20 protein-coding genes are annotated in these 18,289 nt (G+C 57.0%); 7 read left to right on the forward strand and 13 right to left on the reverse strand.

The genetic code is table 11. From position 1 onward, the window contains the following. Positions 1 to 2 precede the first annotated feature (2 nt). The 9 genes from RUESEDTHA_RS08115 to RUESEDTHA_RS08155 form a co-directional block, all read right to left on the reverse strand. On the reverse strand, positions 3 to 290 hold the full coding sequence (locus RUESEDTHA_RS08115) for a helix-turn-helix transcriptional regulator (RefSeq protein ID WP_171122319.1): 288 nt from the start codon (positions 288 to 290) through the stop codon (positions 3 to 5). A gap of 108 nt (positions 291 to 398) precedes the next feature. Beyond that, positions 399 to 1,631, reverse strand: coding sequence for a mandelate racemase/muconate lactonizing enzyme family protein (locus RUESEDTHA_RS08120; protein ID WP_180886035.1), 1,233 nt, complete (start codon positions 1,629 to 1,631; stop codon positions 399 to 401). A 21-nt stretch (positions 1,632 to 1,652) separates the two neighbouring features. Beyond that, the gene (locus RUESEDTHA_RS08125) at positions 1,653 to 2,747 is read right to left on the reverse strand and encodes a Zn-dependent alcohol dehydrogenase (protein WP_180886037.1); all 1,095 of its coding nucleotides are present in this window, start codon (positions 2,745 to 2,747) and stop codon (positions 1,653 to 1,655) included. Between the two features lie 82 nt (positions 2,748 to 2,829). Further along, positions 2,830 to 4,029, reverse strand: coding sequence for a TCR/Tet family MFS transporter (locus RUESEDTHA_RS08130; protein ID WP_180886039.1), 1,200 nt, complete (start codon positions 4,027 to 4,029; stop codon positions 2,830 to 2,832). A 77-nt stretch (positions 4,030 to 4,106) separates the two neighbouring features. Then, complete coding sequence (locus tag RUESEDTHA_RS08135; protein ID WP_180886041.1) at positions 4,107 to 4,832, reverse strand: alpha/beta fold hydrolase; 726 nt, start codon at positions 4,830 to 4,832, stop codon at positions 4,107 to 4,109. A gap of 23 nt (positions 4,833 to 4,855) precedes the next feature. Then, positions 4,856 to 5,644: a 3-oxoadipate enol-lactonase gene (gene pcaD / locus RUESEDTHA_RS08140; RefSeq protein WP_180886043.1), complete on the reverse strand. Its 789-nt coding sequence runs from the start codon at positions 5,642 to 5,644 to the stop codon at positions 4,856 to 4,858. A 59-nt stretch (positions 5,645 to 5,703) separates the two neighbouring features. Further along, positions 5,704 to 6,678 carry a threonine/serine dehydratase gene (locus RUESEDTHA_RS08145; protein WP_180886045.1) on the reverse strand — a complete coding sequence of 325 codons (975 nt, stop codon included), beginning with the start codon at positions 6,676 to 6,678 and terminating at the stop codon, positions 5,704 to 5,706. Beyond that, a complete protein-coding gene (locus RUESEDTHA_RS08150) occupies positions 6,675 to 7,502 on the reverse strand; it encodes an alpha/beta fold hydrolase (protein ID WP_180886047.1) in 828 nt (275 codons plus the stop codon). The genes RUESEDTHA_RS08145 and RUESEDTHA_RS08150 overlap by 4 nt, the downstream gene beginning before the upstream one ends. Beyond that, positions 7,499 to 8,188 carry a haloacid dehalogenase type II gene (locus tag RUESEDTHA_RS08155; RefSeq protein ID WP_180886049.1) on the reverse strand — a complete coding sequence of 230 codons (690 nt, stop codon included), beginning with the start codon at positions 8,186 to 8,188 and terminating at the stop codon, positions 7,499 to 7,501. Before RUESEDTHA_RS08155 ends, RUESEDTHA_RS08150 begins: the two co-directional genes overlap by 4 nt. A gap of 110 nt (positions 8,189 to 8,298) precedes the next feature. Here RUESEDTHA_RS08155 and RUESEDTHA_RS08160 point away from each other — a divergent pair, with 110 nt between their 5' ends. Next, positions 8,299 to 8,727, forward strand: a complete 429-nt coding sequence (locus RUESEDTHA_RS08160; protein WP_180886051.1) for a peptidylprolyl isomerase — start codon at positions 8,299 to 8,301, stop codon at positions 8,725 to 8,727. A gap of 274 nt (positions 8,728 to 9,001) precedes the next feature. Here RUESEDTHA_RS08160 and RUESEDTHA_RS08165 read toward each other — a convergent pair whose 3' ends face one another. The 3 genes from RUESEDTHA_RS08165 to fabA are packed head-to-tail and all read right to left on the reverse strand — an operon-like array spanning position 9,002 to position 11,569. Beyond that, complete coding sequence (locus RUESEDTHA_RS08165) at positions 9,002 to 9,793, reverse strand: enoyl-ACP reductase (RefSeq protein WP_180886053.1); 792 nt, start codon at positions 9,791 to 9,793, stop codon at positions 9,002 to 9,004. A 5-nt stretch (positions 9,794 to 9,798) separates the two neighbouring features. Continuing rightward, entirely contained in the window at positions 9,799 to 11,028 is a 1,230-nt protein-coding gene (gene fabB, locus RUESEDTHA_RS08170; protein WP_180886055.1) for a beta-ketoacyl-ACP synthase I, read from the reverse strand. A gap of 31 nt (positions 11,029 to 11,059) precedes the next feature. Continuing rightward, positions 11,060 to 11,569, reverse strand: coding sequence for a bifunctional 3-hydroxydecanoyl-ACP dehydratase/trans-2-decenoyl-ACP isomerase (gene fabA / locus RUESEDTHA_RS08175; protein WP_170326986.1), 510 nt, complete (start codon positions 11,567 to 11,569; stop codon positions 11,060 to 11,062). A 189-nt stretch (positions 11,570 to 11,758) separates the two neighbouring features. On the opposite strand from fabA, the gene irrA reads away from it, so the two are divergent. Together irrA and RUESEDTHA_RS08185 are read left to right on the forward strand one after the other, a co-directional pair. Continuing rightward, positions 11,759 to 12,175: an iron response transcriptional regulator IrrA gene (irrA, locus tag RUESEDTHA_RS08180; protein WP_171121768.1), complete on the forward strand. Its 417-nt coding sequence runs from the start codon at positions 11,759 to 11,761 to the stop codon at positions 12,173 to 12,175. A gap of 314 nt (positions 12,176 to 12,489) precedes the next feature. Continuing rightward, positions 12,490 to 13,284: a phytanoyl-CoA dioxygenase family protein gene (locus RUESEDTHA_RS08185; RefSeq protein WP_180886057.1), complete on the forward strand. Its 795-nt coding sequence runs from the start codon at positions 12,490 to 12,492 to the stop codon at positions 13,282 to 13,284. 9 nt (positions 13,285 to 13,293) lie between these two features. Here RUESEDTHA_RS08185 and RUESEDTHA_RS08190 read toward each other — a convergent pair whose 3' ends face one another. Then, positions 13,294 to 14,157, reverse strand: coding sequence for a hypothetical protein (locus RUESEDTHA_RS08190; protein WP_180886059.1), 864 nt, complete (start codon positions 14,155 to 14,157; stop codon positions 13,294 to 13,296). Positions 14,158 to 14,277: 120 nt separating this feature from the next. On the opposite strand from RUESEDTHA_RS08190, the gene miaB reads away from it, so the two are divergent. The 4 genes from miaB to ybeY all read left to right on the forward strand — a co-directional run bounded on the left by miaB (position 14,278) and on the right by ybeY (position 18,255). Then, the gene (gene miaB, locus RUESEDTHA_RS08195; RefSeq protein ID WP_180886061.1) at positions 14,278 to 15,597 is read left to right on the forward strand and encodes a tRNA (N6-isopentenyl adenosine(37)-C2)-methylthiotransferase MiaB; all 1,320 of its coding nucleotides are present in this window, start codon (positions 14,278 to 14,280) and stop codon (positions 15,595 to 15,597) included. A gap of 179 nt (positions 15,598 to 15,776) precedes the next feature. After that, positions 15,777 to 16,541 carry an outer membrane protein gene (locus RUESEDTHA_RS08200; RefSeq protein ID WP_255431658.1) on the forward strand — a complete coding sequence of 255 codons (765 nt, stop codon included), beginning with the start codon at positions 15,777 to 15,779 and terminating at the stop codon, positions 16,539 to 16,541. A 160-nt stretch (positions 16,542 to 16,701) separates the two neighbouring features. Continuing rightward, positions 16,702 to 17,724 (forward strand): PhoH family protein, encoded by a 1,023-nt coding sequence (locus tag RUESEDTHA_RS08205; protein WP_171121773.1) that lies wholly within the window; start codon positions 16,702 to 16,704, stop codon positions 17,722 to 17,724. Positions 17,725 to 17,760: 36 nt separating this feature from the next. Next, on the forward strand, positions 17,761 to 18,255 hold the full coding sequence (ybeY, locus tag RUESEDTHA_RS08210) for an rRNA maturation RNase YbeY (protein ID WP_180886063.1): 495 nt from the start codon (positions 17,761 to 17,763) through the stop codon (positions 18,253 to 18,255). The last annotated feature ends 34 nt before the right edge of the window (positions 18,256 to 18,289 follow it).

Raw genomic sequence — 18,289 nt, forward strand, 5'->3', positions numbered from 1 at the left:
GATCAGCTTTTGGGTTTGCAGAATAAATCGTATAGCAGGCCGATCACTTGCGCCGTGTTACCATCCTGAAGCGAGTAGTAAATCGTTTTGCCTTCCCGACGGGTCGAAACCAGACCTTCGCCGCGCAACCGCGCAAGCATCTGGCTGACAGCCGCCTGCCGCGTATCCAGCAGCCGTTCAAGCTCACTTACAGATTTTTCGCCTTCGCCCAAATGACATAGGATCATCAGGCGCCCCTCATGCGCCAAAGCCTTCAGGAACGCCGCAGCATTTGCGGCGCTGTCCTTCATGTCCGACAGGGCGTCGTCGGTGTCCTGAGTGTTGTCTTCCTTGAGCGTCACGCGCAGCCTGTTCGCAACTGGGGGCTGGTCCAATATGCCTCAGATCGCTGGGGCTTGTCACCCCTCGGTTGCTGGCGCCCCGCCCTGAAAGGCGTTTCCGTTGACATAGTCACAGGGTTCTTCCTGCATCTGCAGGTGCAGCCCGTCGCCAGTGAACGGATGCGCGCGAGCCAGATCTTCGTCTACGTCGATCCCCAGACCCGGTGCGGTTGGGGCTGTTACGAACCCGTCTTCGACGCGAAGCGTGCCCTTGATCAGACTATCGTGAAATGGCGTTTCGATGGTTTCCAACAGCAACAGGTTCGGGATTGACGCCGCCAGTTGGATGTTGGCGGCCCATTCAATCGGACCGGCATAAAGGTGCGGGGCCATCTGCGCGTTGAACACTTCGGCAATGGCCGCAACCTTCTTCATCTCCCAAATACCCCCTGCGCGCCCGAGCGCGGGTTGTAAGATCTCAGCCGCACCCGCCCGCAATACCGCGCCGAATTCGGTCTTGGTTGTCATGCGTTCCCCAGTCGCAACTGGGATACGGACGTTGCGGGCAACGCGGGCCATATCTTCGATCATGTCGGGCGGGGTGGGTTCTTCGAACCAAAGCGGGGAATAGGGTTCCAACGCTTGCCCCAAGCGGATCGCGCCTGCGGTGTTGAATTGGCCATGGGTGCCGAATAGCAAGTCTGCCTTGTCTCCGACGGCGTCGCGGATCGCTTTGCAAAATGCGACCGACATTGAAATGTCGGTCATCGCAGGCATGTGGCCGCCGCGAATTGTATAGGGGCCCGCAGGGTCGAATTTTACAGCCGTGAAACCACGCCGGACCATTTCGGCTGCGCATTCCGCAGCCTGATCTGGCGCAGTCCAGAAATCGGTCAGGTTATGCTGGGGCAGGGGGTAAAGATACGTATAGGCCCGGATGCGCGGGTTCATCAGCCCGCCCAGCAAGGCATAGACAGGGCGGTCGCGGTCTTTGCCAAGGATATCCCAGCACGCGATCTCCAGACCCGAAAACGCGCCCATTACCGTCAGGTCCGGGCGCTGGGTGAATCCGCTGGAATAGGCACGGCGGAACATCAGTTCGATATTCTCGGGGTTTTCGCCCATCATGTGCCGTTCGAACACATCGCGGATGACGTGTCGCATCGCCTCGGGGCCAACTGATGAGGCATAACATTCCCCCCAGCCTGTGATTCCGGTGTCGGTCGTGACCTTCACCAGGATCCAGTACCGCCCACCCCAGCCCGGAGCAGGCGGTGCAGTGATGATGATATCGAGGTCCTGCAATTTCATCTCGGTTCTCCCAGCGATGTGTCAGCCCCTGTCGAACACAATGACATTGCGTTTGGCCGATCCGGTTTTAGTGTCCGCGATCGCTTCGTTGATCTGCGCCAGAGACCAGCGGCCCGAGATCAGTTCGTCCAGTTTCAACCTGCCCTGTTCATACAGGTCGATCATCCACGGTATATCGCGCTGAATGACCACGTCGCCCATCTTGGACCCGATCAAGCCTTGGCCCAAAGCGGCCAGAATGACGGGTTCGTAGCTGGCGGTGTCACCGGAATGGGGCATTCCGATCATGACGGCTTTGCCTCCGCGCCCCAGATACCGCACGGCCTGATCATATGCCGGTATCGCGCCAACCGTAATCAGAACGGCGTCGGCACCGCGCCCACCCAACGCTTTGTAGGCGACCTTCCACGGAGCCTTGGATGTCGCCAAAACGCCGTGGGTCGCGCCGAACTCTTTCGCGATCGCAAGTTTTTCTTCGGTCATGTCGACGGCCACGATCCGCCGGGCACCGGCGATGCGGGCCCCCTGAATGGCGTTCAGGCCGACCCCGCCTGCACCGATGACCACGACGTCCTGCCCGGCGCGCAGACCGGCGGCATTCACTGCGGCACCGACCCCAGTGATGACTCCGCAAGATAGCAGGCTGGCCACGTCCTTTGGCATATTTTCAGGGATTTTGACAATCTGCCGGTGACTGACCACCACCTTTTCCGCAAACGCGCCACAGGCCATTGCTTGTTCCAGGGGCTCGCCCTTCGATGTCTTCAGTGGCCCTTTGACCGTGTCGTATGGCGTTTCGCAAATTGTTGGCTGACCTCCTGCGCAGGACGGGCAGGACCCGCAGGCCCGGATCAGCGTGACGACGACAGCGTCACCCACTTTGAACCCATCGGTGGAACTGCCGACTGCGGTGACGATTCCAGCGGCCTCATGCCCGTAAACGGCAGGCAGGAATCCACCCCACGCTCCACTTGCGTATGAGATGTCGGAATGGCAGATCGCCACCGCATCCAAGGTCACTTCAACTTCGCCCGCAGCGGGTGGCGCAAGCTGAACATCTTCGATCACCAAAGGTTCGTTGAACGCGTGACATACGGCGGCCTTGATCGTCTGCATGGATTCCCCTCGTTTCGTTTGGATCACGGTGGCGCGGTCAGGGACGCTCTGCAAGACGGAAACCGTCATTTAGGGGTCGTTGTTACGCCTTGTTGGGGCGTGATCGCAAAAACATGGTAAATCCAACGATCATCAAGACCATAGCCAGCAGGAACGGTGCCCCGGGCAGGTAAAGCGCGGTTCCAGGTTTGACGAACTGCGCAAACATACTGGTCATCAACAGCGGCGAAATCACCATGGACAAGGCGTGCAGCGACGTAAGTACGCCCTGAAGTTCACCTTGCTGAGAATCCGGTGTTGCGCGCGACATCAGCGCCTGCAAGGCAGGCGTAACAACCGCCCCAAGCGCCGTAATGGGGATCAAAAGCAACGCAATCAATCCGTTTGTGAGAAAACTCAACAACAGAAAACTGACGATCTCGAAGGCCATACCGTAGATGATGGTGACACGTTCACCAAGGTGTCGGGTCGCCGGGCGGATCAGCCCGCCTTGTACTGCGGCCATTCCAATCCCGTAAACACCCAGCGACAGGCCGATCATTTGCGCAGACCAGCCGAAACGCTCGGTTGTGAAATAGGCCCAGATCGCAGGGTAGACATAGATCGAAACAGAATAGAGGAAATAAACCCACAGCAACGGTCTAATGCCCGGCAGTTCAGCAATCGCGCGCAGCGAATTGACAGGGTTGGCGCGGCGCAAGCTGAAGGGCCGCCGGGTTTTGTCAGTGACCGTTTCCGGCATGACAAACACTCCGATGAAGAACGATAGCGAAGACAATATCGCCGCCGCCCAAAAGGGCGCGCGGGTTCCGTATTCACTCAGCAATCCACCGATCACGGGACCGAGGACAAAGCCAACGCCGAAAGCGGCCCCTAGCAGGCCAAAGTTAGCTGCTTTTTCATGCGGCTTCGATACGTCGGCCATGAATGCCGCAGCGGTTGAGTGAGTGGCAGCCGTGATGCCCCCGACAATCCGCCCAGCCAAAAGCAGCCAGATGCTGCCGGCGATGGCCATAACGACGTAGTCCAGCGCCATAACAAAAAGGGAGACTAACAAAACAATGCGTCTGCCATAGGCGTCTGACAGGTTCCCCAGAATAGGGCCGAAAACAAACTGCATCGCAGCAAATGAGGTGCTGAGGACACCGCCCCAGATTGCAGCACTTGCCAGCGTTCCCCCCTGAACCTCGACGATCAGGTCGGGCATGATTGGCAATACCAGCCCGATGCCCATGGCGTCGATCATGACTGTCAGCAGGACAAAAAAGAAAGGCAGGCGCATGGGAACCGGAAGAAGGACACGTCGACAGGACCTTAACCACAGTCGTTTGACAAGGAAAACACCGGTTCAGGAAAATCTTATGGGTCGGGCGGCAACGAACTGGCGATCTCATCAAGGATTTCAGCCAACTGGTTCGGATGAGAAAAGAAAGGAGAGTGCGAGCTGTCGATCACGTAACGCATGTGTTGGGGCGCGGCGTGGCTCATGTGCTCCTGGTACTCGTTTGGAATTGTCTGGTCGTCGGATGCGCGGATATATGCCTTTGGAACTTGCTTAAATTGGTCACCAAGCGGCAGCGGCGTATCCTGAGGCGCAGTGGCCTGAGGGCACAAACGCGCGAGGGCATAGGGCACCGTGGCAGGGGGGCAATCATGGTAGAATAGCGCCTGAACGCGATCCGGCTTAACGGAATATGACAAACCATCCGCGGATTTCTCAACAGCGTCTCCGATTGTCTGCCTTGGCGACTTTCGGCGCATCTCGATCATTGACTGACCATCTTCGGGCACATACGCGCACAGGTATACCAGTGCTTTCATACCTTTCGGGTCCGCCTCGGCTGCTGCGCTGATCGGATAGCCTCCCCAGGAATGCCCGACGATTATCGTTTGTGGCGAACTGGCGGACAGAACGGCATCGCGGCAACTGCGCAATGTCACATCTGCGATCGGTGTCGGGTCTGAACCGTGGCTGGGCATATCAATCGCGTGCGCCGAATGGCCCAGATGCTCTAGCGCTGGAACTACGTCGCGCCAGCACCACGCCCCGTGGCACGACCCATGGACCAAAAGGAAATCCGCCAAAATACCGCTCCTTCTAAATTCGCCTAAATATGTCCTATGTCTGCCATGAACCGCTGAAGCAGGGCCGCGTATTCAAATGGTTGTTCAACACAAGGAAGATGGCCCGCCCTCCGCATCAGCTCGAACCGTGAACCGGGGATCAGGTCAATGGTTTCGCGCACCAAATCGGGCGGGGTCGAGCCGTCTTCGCTGCCGGCAATTCCAAGCGTTGGCAATCTAAGGCCGCTGGTGGGCGTGTAAAAATCGGTGCCCGAAATGGCGGCGCAGCAACCCAGATATCCATCAACCGGCTGGCGCACCATCATATTTCGCCAAAGCAAGTGGTCCGGCGACGCGCGAAACGGCTTTGAGAACCATCGCTCCATCGTAGCGTCCGCCAGCGCTTCGATCCCGCCCTCACGCACCGCGTTCATCCTGTCCTGCCAGATTGACGGGGTTCCGATCTTTGCGGCCGTGTTCGACAGGACCAAGGCGCGAACCTGATCCATGCGCTTTACGGCAAGCCCCTGCGCGATCAACCCGCCGATGGACAGGCCAACGAAGACACAGTCCCGAACCTCAAGAAAGTCCAACAGAGCTTCGGCGTCGCGGATTAGTGACCCCATCGAATAAGGCGCAGAAGGGCAGGACGACAGACCGTGCCCGCGCTTGTCGTACCGGATGATCCGCAGGCCCGGTGGCAAATGCGGCAGCATGGCGTCCCACAAGCGTAGGTCGGTACCCAGAGAATTGGCGAATACCACGGGTGCGCCATTTGGGTCGCCGTCGACCCGGTAATGGATGCCAATATCTCCTATCTCGGCGAACTGCATGACTTAATCCCCATTGGTCACACGTGGAATTCACAACCTGACTTATCCTGCGTGCGCTGTCAGGTCAGGAATTCCAGTGCTTTCCCAAAGACTTCGGGGTCCGTATTGCCCCCCGATGCAACAACTATCACCGCGTCGCCCTTGATTTCATCGCTGCGAAAAAGGGCCGAGGCCAATGATACAGCACCGCCCGGTTCCAGAACAATCTTGAGGCGCAGAAAGGCAAGCGCCATAGCCCGCATCGCTTCTTCTTCGGTGACGGAAAACCCCGGACCGCAAAGCCGTTTCAAGATCGGAAAGGTGATTTGGCCCGGTTGCGGTGTCAGGATCGCATCGCAGATATTCCCCGACGACGCGGCGTTATTCTGTATTTGCCCGGTCGCCAACGAGCGTTTCACATCGTCGAACCCCTCGGGCTCGCAAGGTCGGGCGCGCAGACCCGGGGCATGCCTTTCAAGCGCCAGCGCGATACCTGACGTCAGCCCGCCACCGCCACAGCACACCAGAACATCGGCTTGTTCGACACCCAAGGACGCGGCTTGGCGGGCGATCTCGAGGCCGGTTGTGCCTTGCCCTGCGATTACCTGCGGCTCATCATAGGGGCGGATCAGGGTCAGGCCGCGTTCCGATGCAAGCCTTTCTCCGATATCCTCCCGGCTTTCATTCGCGCGATCATAAAGGACAACCTCTCCGCCCAACGCACGGGTATTGTTAATCTTCAACTGCGGCGCATCCGACGGCATGACAATGACCGACAACGTGCCGTGTAAAGCAGCGGCGTGCGCAATCCCCTGCGCGTGGTTCCCCGAGGAATAGGCAATTACACCGCGCTTGCGATCCGCTTCGCTGAGGGCCGAGATCGCCGACCATGCACCCCGAAATTTGAAGCTGCCAGTATGTTGCAGACATTCCGGCTTTACCAATACACGGCGTCCCGCGATCTCATCCAGAAACGGAGATGTCAGGATCGGGGTTTCCCGAACGTGGCCTTTTAACCGCCCTGCCGCGGCTTCGATTAGGTCAAGCGAGCTCATGCGGCGTCCAGTACCTTATGAATGAGGTCAAGCGATTGGGGTTCGTCCAGAAACGGGGCGTGGCCCCGATGCGGTATCTCTGCCGAGATAAGACCGGGGTGACGTTTGTGCATTTCCGTCAGCGTGTCTTTGCCGAGTATATCAGAATTCTTGCCCCGTATGACGCCGGTTGGCGTGTCACGAAGCGCCTCGAAGAACATCCACATATCCGGAACGGCCCCCGTTGCGGCTTGTTCCAACAGTGCGGTGCGCAGAGCCTGGTCATAACGCATCGCAAGACCGTCACCTGTCTGTTCATACTGGATTTCGGCCTGTTGCCGCCAACGCTCCAATGGGACGCCGGGAAATGTCGGCTCCCTAAACTGTTGCAGGGCCTTTGCGGCCTCATCATAGGTTTTGGACACGGGCTGTTTGCCAACGTAATCCATGATCTTGGCAATACCCGACAGTTCCAGAACCGGGCCGACATCGTTGAGAACCACAGCCGACAGGCGCTCGGGGTGGCTGGCGGCCAGCGCCATTGCGATCAGACCACCCCGGGATGTTCCGATCACCGACGCCTTGTCGAGACCGAGGTGATCCAGCAATTCGATCGCGTCATGGGATTCGCGAAAGATATTATAGTTCATATAGTCCGGGTCGCGGTCTGAATTGCCGCGCCCGCGGTAGTCCATGGTGATCATCCGCATACCCGTCAGGTGCGGCGCCAGAAACGAAAAATCCCGGCTGCAGCGGGTCAGTCCCGCCAAGCATAACACCGACTGGCCCGAGCCTGTGTCGTTGAAATAGATGTTCCTGCCGTCTGTCGTGGTGAAGAAAGTCATTCAAGCCCAGCCAGTTGCGGTATCGTCGTCAGGTCGGTCAGAACATGTGCGGGTTTCCATGGCAAACGGTCCATCGGTTCACCCGCCCTGTTGACCCATGCGGTCGTAAAGCCGTAACCGGACGCACCGGCTGCGTCCCAGCCGTTAGAGCTGACGAACAGGACTTCGTCGCGTTCGCCGCCGAACCTGCCCTGTACAAGATCATAAACGCTAGCGTGGGGCTTAAAGACGCCAACGCTTTCGACCGACAGGACATCGTCCAGCACGTCACCGATGCCTGCGGACTTTACCGCGCCGTCAAGCATTGGGGGGGATCCGTTGGACAGGATGGCGGTTTGCAACCCTCCGGCCTTCAGCGCGCGCAACATCTCGGGGACTTCGGGATATGCCTGCAACTGCCAGTACAAGTCCAGGAGCCGTTGTCGCAACGTGCTGTCTCCGTCCAGGCCGGTTGCCTCAAGCGCCCAATCCAACCCGTCTTGCGTGACATCCCAGAAATCTGCATGGGCATCCGCAACTGCGCGTAGCCACGTGTATTGCAACTGTTTCAAACGCCAGTAATTTGCTAGTTCCGGCCATTTCTGCTGCAATGCTTCAAAGCCGGGTTCGGCAGCAGCCTGACGGGCGGCCGCCGCGACGTCGAACAGCGTTCCATACGCGTCGAAAACGCAAGTTTTGATTGGCATTTGATCCCCTCCATTCTTTGGGCGCAGGTTGGCAAAAGAGCGAAGGGTTTACAATGCCGTGTCACACCCTAGGGTTGGCCGCTCAATCCTTTTTCAGGCCGGAGGCCAATATGACCGAAATCAAGCAAGGCGACACGGTTCGCATTCACTACACCGGGACGCTGTTGGACGGCAAAGTCTTTGACAGCTCGGATGGGCGTGACCCGTTGGAATTCGTTGTCGGCTCTGGTCAGATTATTCCCGGTCTGGATAGCGCGATGCCGGGGTTGTCCGCGGGTGAAAAGAAGCGGGTCGAGATCGCTTGCGCGGACGCCTATGGCCCGATCAATCCCGCAATGCGGCAGAGCATTCCGCGCGAAGGAATTCCTGATGACATCCCGTTGGAACCCGGTTCGCAATTGCAGATGCAGGCCCCCGACGGACAGGTTATGCCAGTGACTGTGGTTGAGGCGGACGAGGCGACCGTTACGCTCGACGCAAACCATCCGCTGGCAGGGCAGGACCTGATTTTCGATATCGAGGTTGTTTCGATAAACTAAGCCCACACAAGACCCGGTTCGGATCAGCCTGCAATCAGGCTGGTCCAGGATTCAAAAGTGGCGCGAACATGCGGTTGCGTGAAGAATACAAACAGCATCAACAGCATTGTCAGCGTCAGCAATGCTGCGCGACCGCGAACCCTTAAAAAACCCTGCTTTCGGCGGGAACGGGAAACGCGGGGGCTACTTGCGATAATATGTTCGGCTTTGCTCATGCCGCTATCACTGCCGGGGAAAGATGTTCAAATCTTGGCACCGACAGGGAAAGATCGGGTCACATGTGATCCGGTTGCGGCATACCCAGAACATGGAACCCGCCGTCGACGCGAATGATTTCACCCGAAGTGCACGCGCCGGCATCTGATGTCAGATAAACAGCGGTGCCACCGACAGCTTCCAGTGTCGCGTTCGATCGCATCGGCGCGTTCTGGTCGCAGAACTTGTAGGTCTTGCGCGCACCACCAATGGCAGCACCTGCCAGTGTCTTCATCGGACCGGGCGAGATGGCGTTGACGCGGATACCTTCGGGGCCAAGATCGTTGGCCAGATAGCGAGTAGCGGATTCCAGCGCGGCTTTGGCCACACCCATGACGTTGTAATTCGGAACCACGCGGTTCGAGCCCTGATAGGTCAGCGTCAGCAACGTGCCGCCATTATCTTTCATCAGCGGATAGGCGCGGCGCGCGACCTCGATGAAAGAATAGGCCGACACATCCATCGAGTGTTTGAAATTCGCCCGTGTTGTGTTCAGAAACCGGCCCGTCAATTCGGATTTGTCCGAATAGGCAATGGCGTGGACCACGAAATCAATCGTCGGCCAGCGTTCGCCCAATTCGCCAAATGCACGGTCCAGCGAGGCGTCATCGGTGACGTCTGCATCCACCATGAAATCGCTGCCGAGGCTTTGTGCCAATGGCTCCAGCCGCTTGCCGAATGCTTCGCCCTGATAAGTGAATGCGAGTTCCGCGCCAGCCTCGTGCATGGCCTTGGCAATGCCCCACGCGATCGAGCGGTCATTCGCCACGCCCATGATCAGGCCGCGTTTGCCCTTGAGAAGATCCGACATCATATTCACCCGTTATACTTGGACAGAACCATGGACCCGTTCGTGCCGCCAAAGCCGAAGCTGTTGGTCATAACACTGTCCAAACCTGCATTTTCAATCACTTGTGTTGCAATTTCACCGGGCAGGATGCCTTCGGCAAGTGTTTCGACATTGATCGACGGCGTAATGAAGTCATGGTGCAACATCAGCAGGCAGAAAATTGCCTCGAGCGCGCCAGCCGCCCCCTGCGCGTGGCCGGTCATCGACTTGGTCGATGAAATCGGAGGTACATTGCCCTCGCCAAAGATTCTTCGCACGGCTTCAACCTCGCCCACGTCACCGACCGGGGTCGAGGTTCCATGTGCGTTGATATAACCGACCTTCCGACCCTCGGGGAGGGTACCCAAGGCCAGACGCATGGCGCGTTCGCCGCCTTCACCGGACGGGGCAACCATGTCGTGGCCGTCAGAGGTTGCAGCATAACCTGTGACCTCGGCATAGATTTTTGCGCCGCGGGCCAGAGCGTGATCTAGATCTTCCAGCACGACGATACCGCCACCGCCCGAGATCACGAATCCGTCGCGATCCTGATCGAACGCGCGCGAGGCTTTGGTTGGCGTGTCATTGTATTTCGACGACATCGCGCCCATCGCGTCGAACAGGCAGGACAAGGTCCAGTCCAGCTCTTCACCACCGCCGGCAAACATGACGTCTTGCTTGCCCAGCATGATCTGTTCCGCCGCGTTGCCGATGCAGTGCAACGAGGTCGAGCAGGCCGACGTGATCGAGTAGTTGATGCCCTTGATCTTGAACGCCGTCGCAAGGTTGGCCGAGATGGTCGAGCACATGCACTTGGGAACAGCGAAGGGCCCGATCCGCTTGGTCGCGCCGTTTTTCAGAACAGTCTGATGCGCCGTCAGCATTGCACTAGTCGAAGGGCCGCCCGAGCCTGCGACAAGACCTGTGCGCGGGTTCTCGACCTGATCTTCGGTCAGGCCTGCGTCAGCAATGGCCTGTGACATGGCGATATGCGCATAGGCCGCGCCGGGCCCCATGAACCGCAGAGTGCGCTTGTCGACATGCTCGGTCACGTCGATCTTGAGCGACCCGGCGATCTGGCTGCGAAAGCCGTGTTCAACCATCTGGTCATTGGCCTCGATGCCGGACTTACCAGCTTTGAGTGAGGCCAGAACCTCTTCGGCATTGTTCCCGATGGAGGACACGACCCCCAAGCCGGTGACAACTACTCGACGCATTTGCGTGCTCCTTATTTCGGCCCTGTCAGGCTTAGGCTTCAGACAATACGACTTTCATATCTTTGACGTCGTAGATCATTTCACCGTCCGCTTCGACGATTCCATCCGCAACACCCATGGTCAGGCGCCGCGTCTGTATCGCTTTTTTGAAGTCTATTTTGTAGGTCAGCATCTTGCGGTCAGGACGCACCATGCCAGTCAGCTTGACCTCGCCCACGCCCACGGCCATGCCGCGCCCCTGCCAGCCGCGCCAGCCCAGGTTGAAGCCTGTCAATTGCCACAGCCCGTCCAGACCCAGACAGCCGGGCATGATTGGGTTGCCGGGGAAGTGGCAGTCAAAGAACCACAGGTCAGGCGTGATATCGAATTCGGCCAGAACGTGGCCCTTGCCATGCGCGCCGCCATCGGCCGAGATATCGGTGATCCGGTCCATCATCAGCATCGGTGGGGCAGGCAACTGCGCGTTACCGGGGCCGAATAATTCGCCACGGGCGCATTTCAGCAGATCGTCCTTGTCAAAGCTGCTCGGGAATTGGGCCATTCTTGCCGCCTCTCCTGCCAGGGGTCCGTTTATCTAATCTGGCCTCGTCTAGCACCCGTATGCAAGGTCCTGCAAGAGCGGTGGCCCACATCATGTTGTGTTCAGACTATTCTTTGCGAATGAATTTCATTTGAAATTACCTGACCACAGCACTTATATATACCTAAGTACAACGAAGGTATCGGATTGATGACACCTGAAAGCCAGAACATCGCCACGAATTGGTTGGTTCACGCCGGATTGCGTCCGACGCGTCAGCGGGTTGCGCTGGCCGAGTTGTTGGTGGGCGATGGCCGTCATCGCCATGTGACCGCAGAGAGCCTTTTTGAATCGGCAAAAAAGAACGGTGATGCCGTATCTTTGGCGACCGTTTACAACACATTGCGCGCCTTCTGCGATGCGGGCGTTTTGCAGGAAATTACCGTGGACGGGTCGAAAAGCTATTTCGACACCAACACCCATGACCATCCCCACTTTTTCTGGGAGGATGAGGGCCGCCTGAGCGATGCACCATCAGAAGAACTGGTGATTCAACGTCTTCCCGAAGCACCCGAAGGCGTGGAAATAGCTTCGGTGGACGTCGTGATCCGCCTGCGGAAGAAGTAACCTTTCTCAGTAATTATCTTTAATCACAACGCCTTACCCGTAAGCGGGTCTGGCGGCTGTGTGACGTGTTGCGTTGAATTTCAACGAGGCAGCTCTTTGCGCGACCATCGTGTTTGGCCCGATTTGCAGATTTGCCCCAAGAAATAGCCAGGCCGCTGAGGGCAAGCCGCCGTGTCTGCCAATCGCGCAAAGATATTCGCACTGAAGCTGGGGAAAGCAAAAAAGGAAATTAAGGCCAAAGTCGAAAGATATGATTTGAACCAAGGTTTGATCCATGCGCAGATCGTCGAACCACCGGCACGGAGACTGAAAAGATGCACCCTTTGGTTACGCAAGACATGATTGACGCTTATCAGCGCGACGGGGTGATTCTGATCAAAGGTTTGTTTGCCGACTACGTCGACACCCTGCGCGATGGGATTGAGGTAAACATCGCTGATCCCGGTCCATATGCGTCGGATAACAAAAAGCAGGGCGAAACGGGGCTGTTTTTTGACGATTACTGCAACTGGTCGCGGATCGAACAATTCCAGAAAGTCGTTCACAGCTCGCCCGTGGCCGAAGTTGCGGCGGATCTGATGCAGTCTCAGACTGTTCAGATGTTTCACGATCACGTTCTGGTAAAAGAGCCGGGCACGTCGATGGCAACTCCATGGCATCAGGACGGGCCATATTATTTTGTCGAAGGTCAGCAAACCATCAGTTTCTGGTCGCCGCTGGACCCCGTGTCACAAGCAACGCTGAGGTGCGTCGCCGGATCGCACCGGTGGGAGAAAGAGGTTCTGCCGACCCGCTGGGTTTCCGAAGAAGGGTTCTTTCCCGACGAGGGGCAGTACATCCAAGTCCCTGACCCCGACGCAGAAGGCATGAAGGTCGTCGAGTATGAGATGGCGCCGGGTGACGCCGTTGCCTTCAATTACCGAACCCTGCATGGTGCGCGGGGCAATCATTCAGACAGTCGTCGCCGCGCCTTTTCATTGCGCCTTGTTGGTGACGATGCGCGCTATGTCGAACGCCCGGGTCGCACTTCTCCTCCGTTTCCGGGGCACGACATGCAGCCTGGCCAGCGGCTGCGAGAGGATTGGTTCCCGGTTCTTCTTAGACGTTAGGCGTTCGGATCAGAACCACTGGCCGGTTTCGATCAACCCCAAGTCCAGCAATTGCCGCGACGACCACTGAAACGGGGTCGAGTTGCTCCAGCGAAAGCACTGGATATTGCTGCTTGAACCGGCGTTTATTTTCAACGCCTTTGCCGCGCGAAACGAGCAGATGGCAGCGGTTAGGTTGTGATGCCACGGGCAGGAATAGGTATTGTATTCAGGCTCGTTGAACGTGTGATCTGGCCTGAGTTCCAATCCCGGCTGCGTTTTGAATATGGCGATCCGGTCGATGCGCCGGCGTTCATAAGGGATCTGGTCTTCGAACCGCCACCGCAGGCCGCCGGACATGTCCAACTGACGCTCCAGCGGATGCCCGTCGGTGTCGTGGCGGGTGTGGGCATAATAACCGGTCTTGTCCAACAGGGCGCGATCAGGGGCTACGCCGTTGGGCGCGGCCGTCAGATCATCCGCGTAAAGATCAACGACATGGCATAGCATGGAATTACGGCGCTCTTCCGAATGGAAAGCTAGCAATTCGCCAATCGTCCGTGTCTCACAAAACGGAAAAAACAGATACTCGGTGTTATAGCAATAATACATCCAAACATCCGGCGCGGCTTTCATGACCTTGTTGATCGCCTCAAAGACCGCTGTGCGCGGCGCGCATGCCAGGGTGACGCGGTGGATACGGTCGGCAAGGTCAGGGTTCAGAGAAAACTCCTGCGGCATGAACACGACAAGAGATTTGAAGCCCAGGTTCAGGTGGTGCTGAATTGTGCCATCGACCTCAACATCGTCTTCGGCAAAAATGAGTGCGACGGGGCCTTGCGCGAGGGCCTTCGCGCCGGTTCGCAGGAAAGAGTTGAGAGAGTCGTACTGCATCGCCCGTCTGATTTTGTCCAACTGGAGTTTTTGGTCAAAATCGGGTAATCGCGCGGGCATTGCAAGCGGCGTTCGTAAGGTATAGACGACGTCGATCCCGCGAACGCAAAGGCCACACCCATGTCGGAACCCAAAAAGCTGTACATCAAGACCTATGGTTGTCAGATGAACGTCTACGACAGCGAGCGTATGGCCGAGACGATGGGCGGTCAGGGGTATGTCGAAACCAAGACACCTGACGATGCAGATATGATTCTGCTGAACACCTGCCACATCCGTGAAAAGGCGGCTGAAAAGGTTTATTCCGAACTTGGCCGTTTCAAGGGGCTGAAGGCGGAAAAGCCTGATCTGAAGATCGGTGTCGCCGGTTGTGTTGCGCAGGCTGAGGGCGAAGAGATCATGCGCCGGCAACCTCTGGTCGATTTGGTGGTGGGACCGCAAAGCTATCACCGTCTGCCCGAGATGGAGGCCAAGACCCGCGAAGGCGCCAAGGCGCTGGACACGGATTTCCCCGAGGAAGACAAGTTTGAGAAACTGAAAAACCGCCCCAAGGCCAAGCGCGGCCCGACGGCGTTTTTGACGGTGCAGGAAGGCTGTGACAAGTTCTGTGCTTTTTGCGTGGTGCCCTATACCCGCGGAGCCGAAGTCAGCCGCCCCGCCGATCGCATCATCCGCGAAGCGCAGGACCTGGTAGAACGTGGCGTGCGCGAAATCACTCTGCTAGGTCAGAACGTTAACGCCTATCACGGTGCCGGACCGAATGGGGACATGACGCTGGCGGGTCTGATCTGGGAATTGAACAAGGTCGATGGGCTGGAGCGTATCCGGTTCACCACCTCGCACCCCAATGACATGGCCGATGACCTGATCGAGGCGCATGGAACTTGCGACAAGCTGATGCCTTATCTGCATCTGCCGGTCCAGTCAGGCTCGGACCGGATTTTGAAACGGATGAACCGCAGTCATACCGCCGAAAGCTATCTGCGTCTGATCGAACGCATTCGCGCAGCGCGGCCTGATATCATGATGTCTGGTGACTTCATTGTCGGCTTCCCCGAGGAAACGGACGCAGATTTCCAGGCCACGCTGGATCTGGTGGAAAAGGTCAAATATGGATATGCGTATTCGTTCAAGTATTCCACGCGCCCCGGAACCCCTGCCGCCGAACGGTCTCAGGTTGATCCTGAAGTGGCGGATGACCGCCTACAGCGCCTGCAGACCATGATCACGCAGCATCAGCGCGAAATTCAGGATGCGATGGTCGGGCGAAATGTCCGCGTGCTGTTTGAAAAACCCGGCCGGCTGCCCGGGCAGATGGTCGGAAAATCCGAGTATCTTCATTCGGTTCACGTCTCGGATGCCGATGTCGAAGTGGGTGAGTTGAAAGACGTTCGCATCACCAGTTCAGGTTCGAATTCGCTGGCTGGCAGGTTGCTTTGACGCGACATTTTTTGTGTCGTTGCGTCATGGTTGAATCTTATAGAAAAATTTACCCTTGATTTATGTCTTAGAACTATGCTCCGAGAAAAGTCATAGTTTTTAGGGGTATACGGCCCTCGCCGTCCCTGAGGTCGTTTTTGCGTCGCCCAGTATCAAGGGCGTGGCCATGGAGAGTGCGAGTGAAGGTTCTGAATCTTATCAATATACCCAAGTTCAAGCTGCCACTTTCTGTTTTGGTTGCATTTGTGTTTCTTTCCGGCGCGGTAACGGCTGGCAACCTTGAAGAAGGTGTTTCAGATCCTCCTATCGTCAGCCCCAAGCGTTTCGACAGCGACGTCAGTGCGTTTTACCTGGGCTTGACCGGTGGATACGCGACCAGTGGAACGGATCGCTTTGGCCTGACAACACCCACCGACACATTTGCGATCGGTGAATTGGATCTAAGCGGTTCCTATGGTGGTGTACGGGCAGGATGGCGGGGTATTCTACCGGCCAGGCAAGGCCGCGACTACGTCTACGGGTTTGAAATCGGATATGACTTCGGCTCGCTCGATGATGATGTCACGACGCAAATTGGGGGCATCACTGTAAACGGTGGATCCGAAGTCTCGGACGTCGTGTCGATTCGCTTCCGAAATGGCCTTACCAACAAAAGCGGCACGGTGCTGTACTTCCTCTCGGTGGGTTATGTGAACGGTGACGTTGAAACCACGAACAGCTTGTCCCTTGGGCCTACGGTTCAAAGCTTTGCAGAAAGCGACTCGCGCAACGGGTTTTCCGCCAGCATTGGTGCGGAACACAATTTGAACGCCAATTGGTCGATTACAGGCGAATATGAATACGTTCAGTTTGATTCCAAGGACATCGTCTTTGAAAACGGATTTTCCACCAAGTCGACACCGCGGTATCGGGGTTTGCGATTTGGCTTGAATTACCGATTCTGAACAACCGGCTTTTTGCCAGTTTTTTATACCTGCGCTGGTTTTCAGACCGGGCTGTGATCGGCGGTTTCGACATCAGTTACGGAAAATTTGAAACTGTGACTTGCACCCACCAAGATTTGTTGTCTACGCTCAAGGTGAAACGCCAAGACAGGAGAACGTATTGGCCATCGGTGCCCTGAACCCACCGCAAAATGAAATGCCCCAGCGTGAGGCGTTTGTTGAATTCCCAGACAACCGGTTGTTGATTGATCTGTGCGGCGAATATGACCGCAATCTGACTGATATTGAGCATAAATTATCCGTTCAGATCGTGCGACGCGGAAACCAGTTGGTTGTGATGGGCGAGGAAGATGCCCAGAAACAGGCAATTGAGGTCCTTCAGGCCCTGTACACCCGCCTTGAGGGTGGGCGCGAGGTCGAAGCAGCGGACGTGGATCGTGAGCTTCGTATGGGCGGATCTGAAAAAGGCACCGGAAGCCGCGACGGTGACCAGCTTGAAATGTTCAAGGGTGGCACGGTCGAAATCAAGACCCGCAAAAAGCTGGTTGAACCGCGTACCGATGCGCAAAAGGCTTATGTGCAATCCCTGTTCAATAACGAACTGGCCTTTGGGATCGGTCCTGCAGGGACAGGGAAAACCTATCTGGCCGTCGCGGTGGGAGTGTCGATGTTCATTGGCGGCCATGTGGATCGCATCATCCTTAGCCGTCCTGCGGTCGAAGCAGGTGAGAAGCTGGGCTACTTGCCCGGTGACATGAAGGACAAGGTCGATCCGTATATGCAGCCGCTTTATGATGCGCTGAACGACTTTCTTCCCGGCAAGCAATTGGCCAAGCTGATCGAAGAAAAACGAATCGAAATTGCTCCGCTTGCCTTTATGCGCGGTCGAACGCTGGCAAATGCCTTTGTTGTTCTGGATGAGGCGCAGAACGCTACGACCATGCAGATGAAAATGTTCCTGACCCGGTTGGGTGAAGGCAGCCGGATGGTAATCACGGGCGACCGCTCGCAGGTCGATCTGCCGCGCGGGGTTCAATCGGGGCTTGCCGATGCCGAACGTTTGCTGAAGACGATCCCGAACATCAGCTTCAACTATTTCACCTCGAAGGATGTGGTGCGGCACCCGCTTGTCGCTGCGATTATCGAAGCGTATGAGGCTGACTCGGGTCGTGAAACCGGATAGTTTCAAAGGCCCTTCGGGGACTTTGGAAGTGACAGAATGAATCTTGAACTAACGGTTGAGGACACGCGCTGGCAGGGGTTGGAGCCCGTGGCCACGCGTGCTGTGGCCGCTGTGCTGGCCCATCAGGGCGTGGATTCCGAATTGTGTGAGATAAGCCTTCTTGCCTGCGGCGACACTCGTATCGCCGAGTTGAACGCCGAATTTCGAGAAAAACCCACTCCGACTAATGTTCTGAGTTGGCCAGCCGATGATCTGGCGGCTGAGATCGCTGGTCAGGAACCCGCTTGTCCAAGCCCGGATTTCACCGGAGAAATCGCACTGGGCGACATCGCAATTTCCTATGATACCTGCGCACGCGAAGCCAATGAGGCGGGGAAACCATTCGAAGATCACGTGACACATCTGCTTGTTCACGGAACATTGCATTTGCTGGGATACGATCACATTCGTGACCCCGACGCCACTTTGATGGAGGGTGTCGAGGTCGAGATACTTGGCAAACTGGGTATTGATAACCCATATATAGTTTAATACGGGCCCATTCGGGCCGATCATTTGGAATGGG

The organism is Ruegeria sp. THAF57 (assembly GCF_903914075.1).
Lineage (GTDB): Bacteria > Pseudomonadota > Alphaproteobacteria > Rhodobacterales > Rhodobacteraceae > Ruegeria.

Coding starts and splice junctions, on each gene's coding strand:
- RUESEDTHA_RS08115 (WP_171122319.1), bottom strand. CDS start 290: ATGAAGGACAGCGCCGCAAATGCTGCGGCGTTCCTGAAGGCTTTGGCG.
- RUESEDTHA_RS08145 (WP_180886045.1), bottom strand. CDS start 6,678: ATGAGCTCGCTTGACCTAATCGAAGCCGCGGCAGGGCGGTTAAAAGGC.
- RUESEDTHA_RS08165 (WP_180886053.1), bottom strand. CDS start 9,793: ATGTCGGATCTTCTCAAGGGCAAACGCGGCCTGATCATGGGCGTGGCG.
- fabA (WP_170326986.1), bottom strand. CDS start 11,569: ATGGCCCAATTCCCGAGCAGCTTTGACAAGGACGATCTGCTGAAATGC.
- fabB (WP_180886055.1), bottom strand. CDS start 11,028: ATGCGTCGAGTAGTTGTCACCGGCTTGGGGGTCGTGTCCTCCATCGGG.
- RUESEDTHA_RS08155 (WP_180886049.1), bottom strand. CDS start 8,188: ATGCCAATCAAAACTTGCGTTTTCGACGCGTATGGAACGCTGTTCGAC.
- irrA (WP_171121768.1), top strand. CDS start 11,759: ATGACACCTGAAAGCCAGAACATCGCCACGAATTGGTTGGTTCACGCC.
- pcaD (WP_180886043.1), bottom strand. CDS start 5,644: ATGCAGTTCGCCGAGATAGGAGATATTGGCATCCATTACCGGGTCGAC.
- ybeY (WP_180886063.1), top strand. CDS start 17,761: ATGAATCTTGAACTAACGGTTGAGGACACGCGCTGGCAGGGGTTGGAG.
- RUESEDTHA_RS08120 (WP_180886035.1), bottom strand. CDS start 1,631: ATGAAATTGCAGGACCTCGATATCATCATCACTGCACCGCCTGCTCCG.
- miaB (WP_180886061.1), top strand. CDS start 14,278: ATGTCGGAACCCAAAAAGCTGTACATCAAGACCTATGGTTGTCAGATG.
- RUESEDTHA_RS08185 (WP_180886057.1), top strand. CDS start 12,490: ATGCACCCTTTGGTTACGCAAGACATGATTGACGCTTATCAGCGCGAC.
- RUESEDTHA_RS08160 (WP_180886051.1), top strand. CDS start 8,299: ATGACCGAAATCAAGCAAGGCGACACGGTTCGCATTCACTACACCGGG.
- RUESEDTHA_RS08130 (WP_180886039.1), bottom strand. CDS start 4,029: ATGCGCCTGCCTTTCTTTTTTGTCCTGCTGACAGTCATGATCGACGCC.
- RUESEDTHA_RS08125 (WP_180886037.1), bottom strand. CDS start 2,747: ATGCAGACGATCAAGGCCGCCGTATGTCACGCGTTCAACGAACCTTTG.
- RUESEDTHA_RS08190 (WP_180886059.1), bottom strand. CDS start 14,157: ATGCAGTACGACTCTCTCAACTCTTTCCTGCGAACCGGCGCGAAGGCC.
- RUESEDTHA_RS08150 (WP_180886047.1), bottom strand. CDS start 7,502: ATGACTTTCTTCACCACGACAGACGGCAGGAACATCTATTTCAACGAC.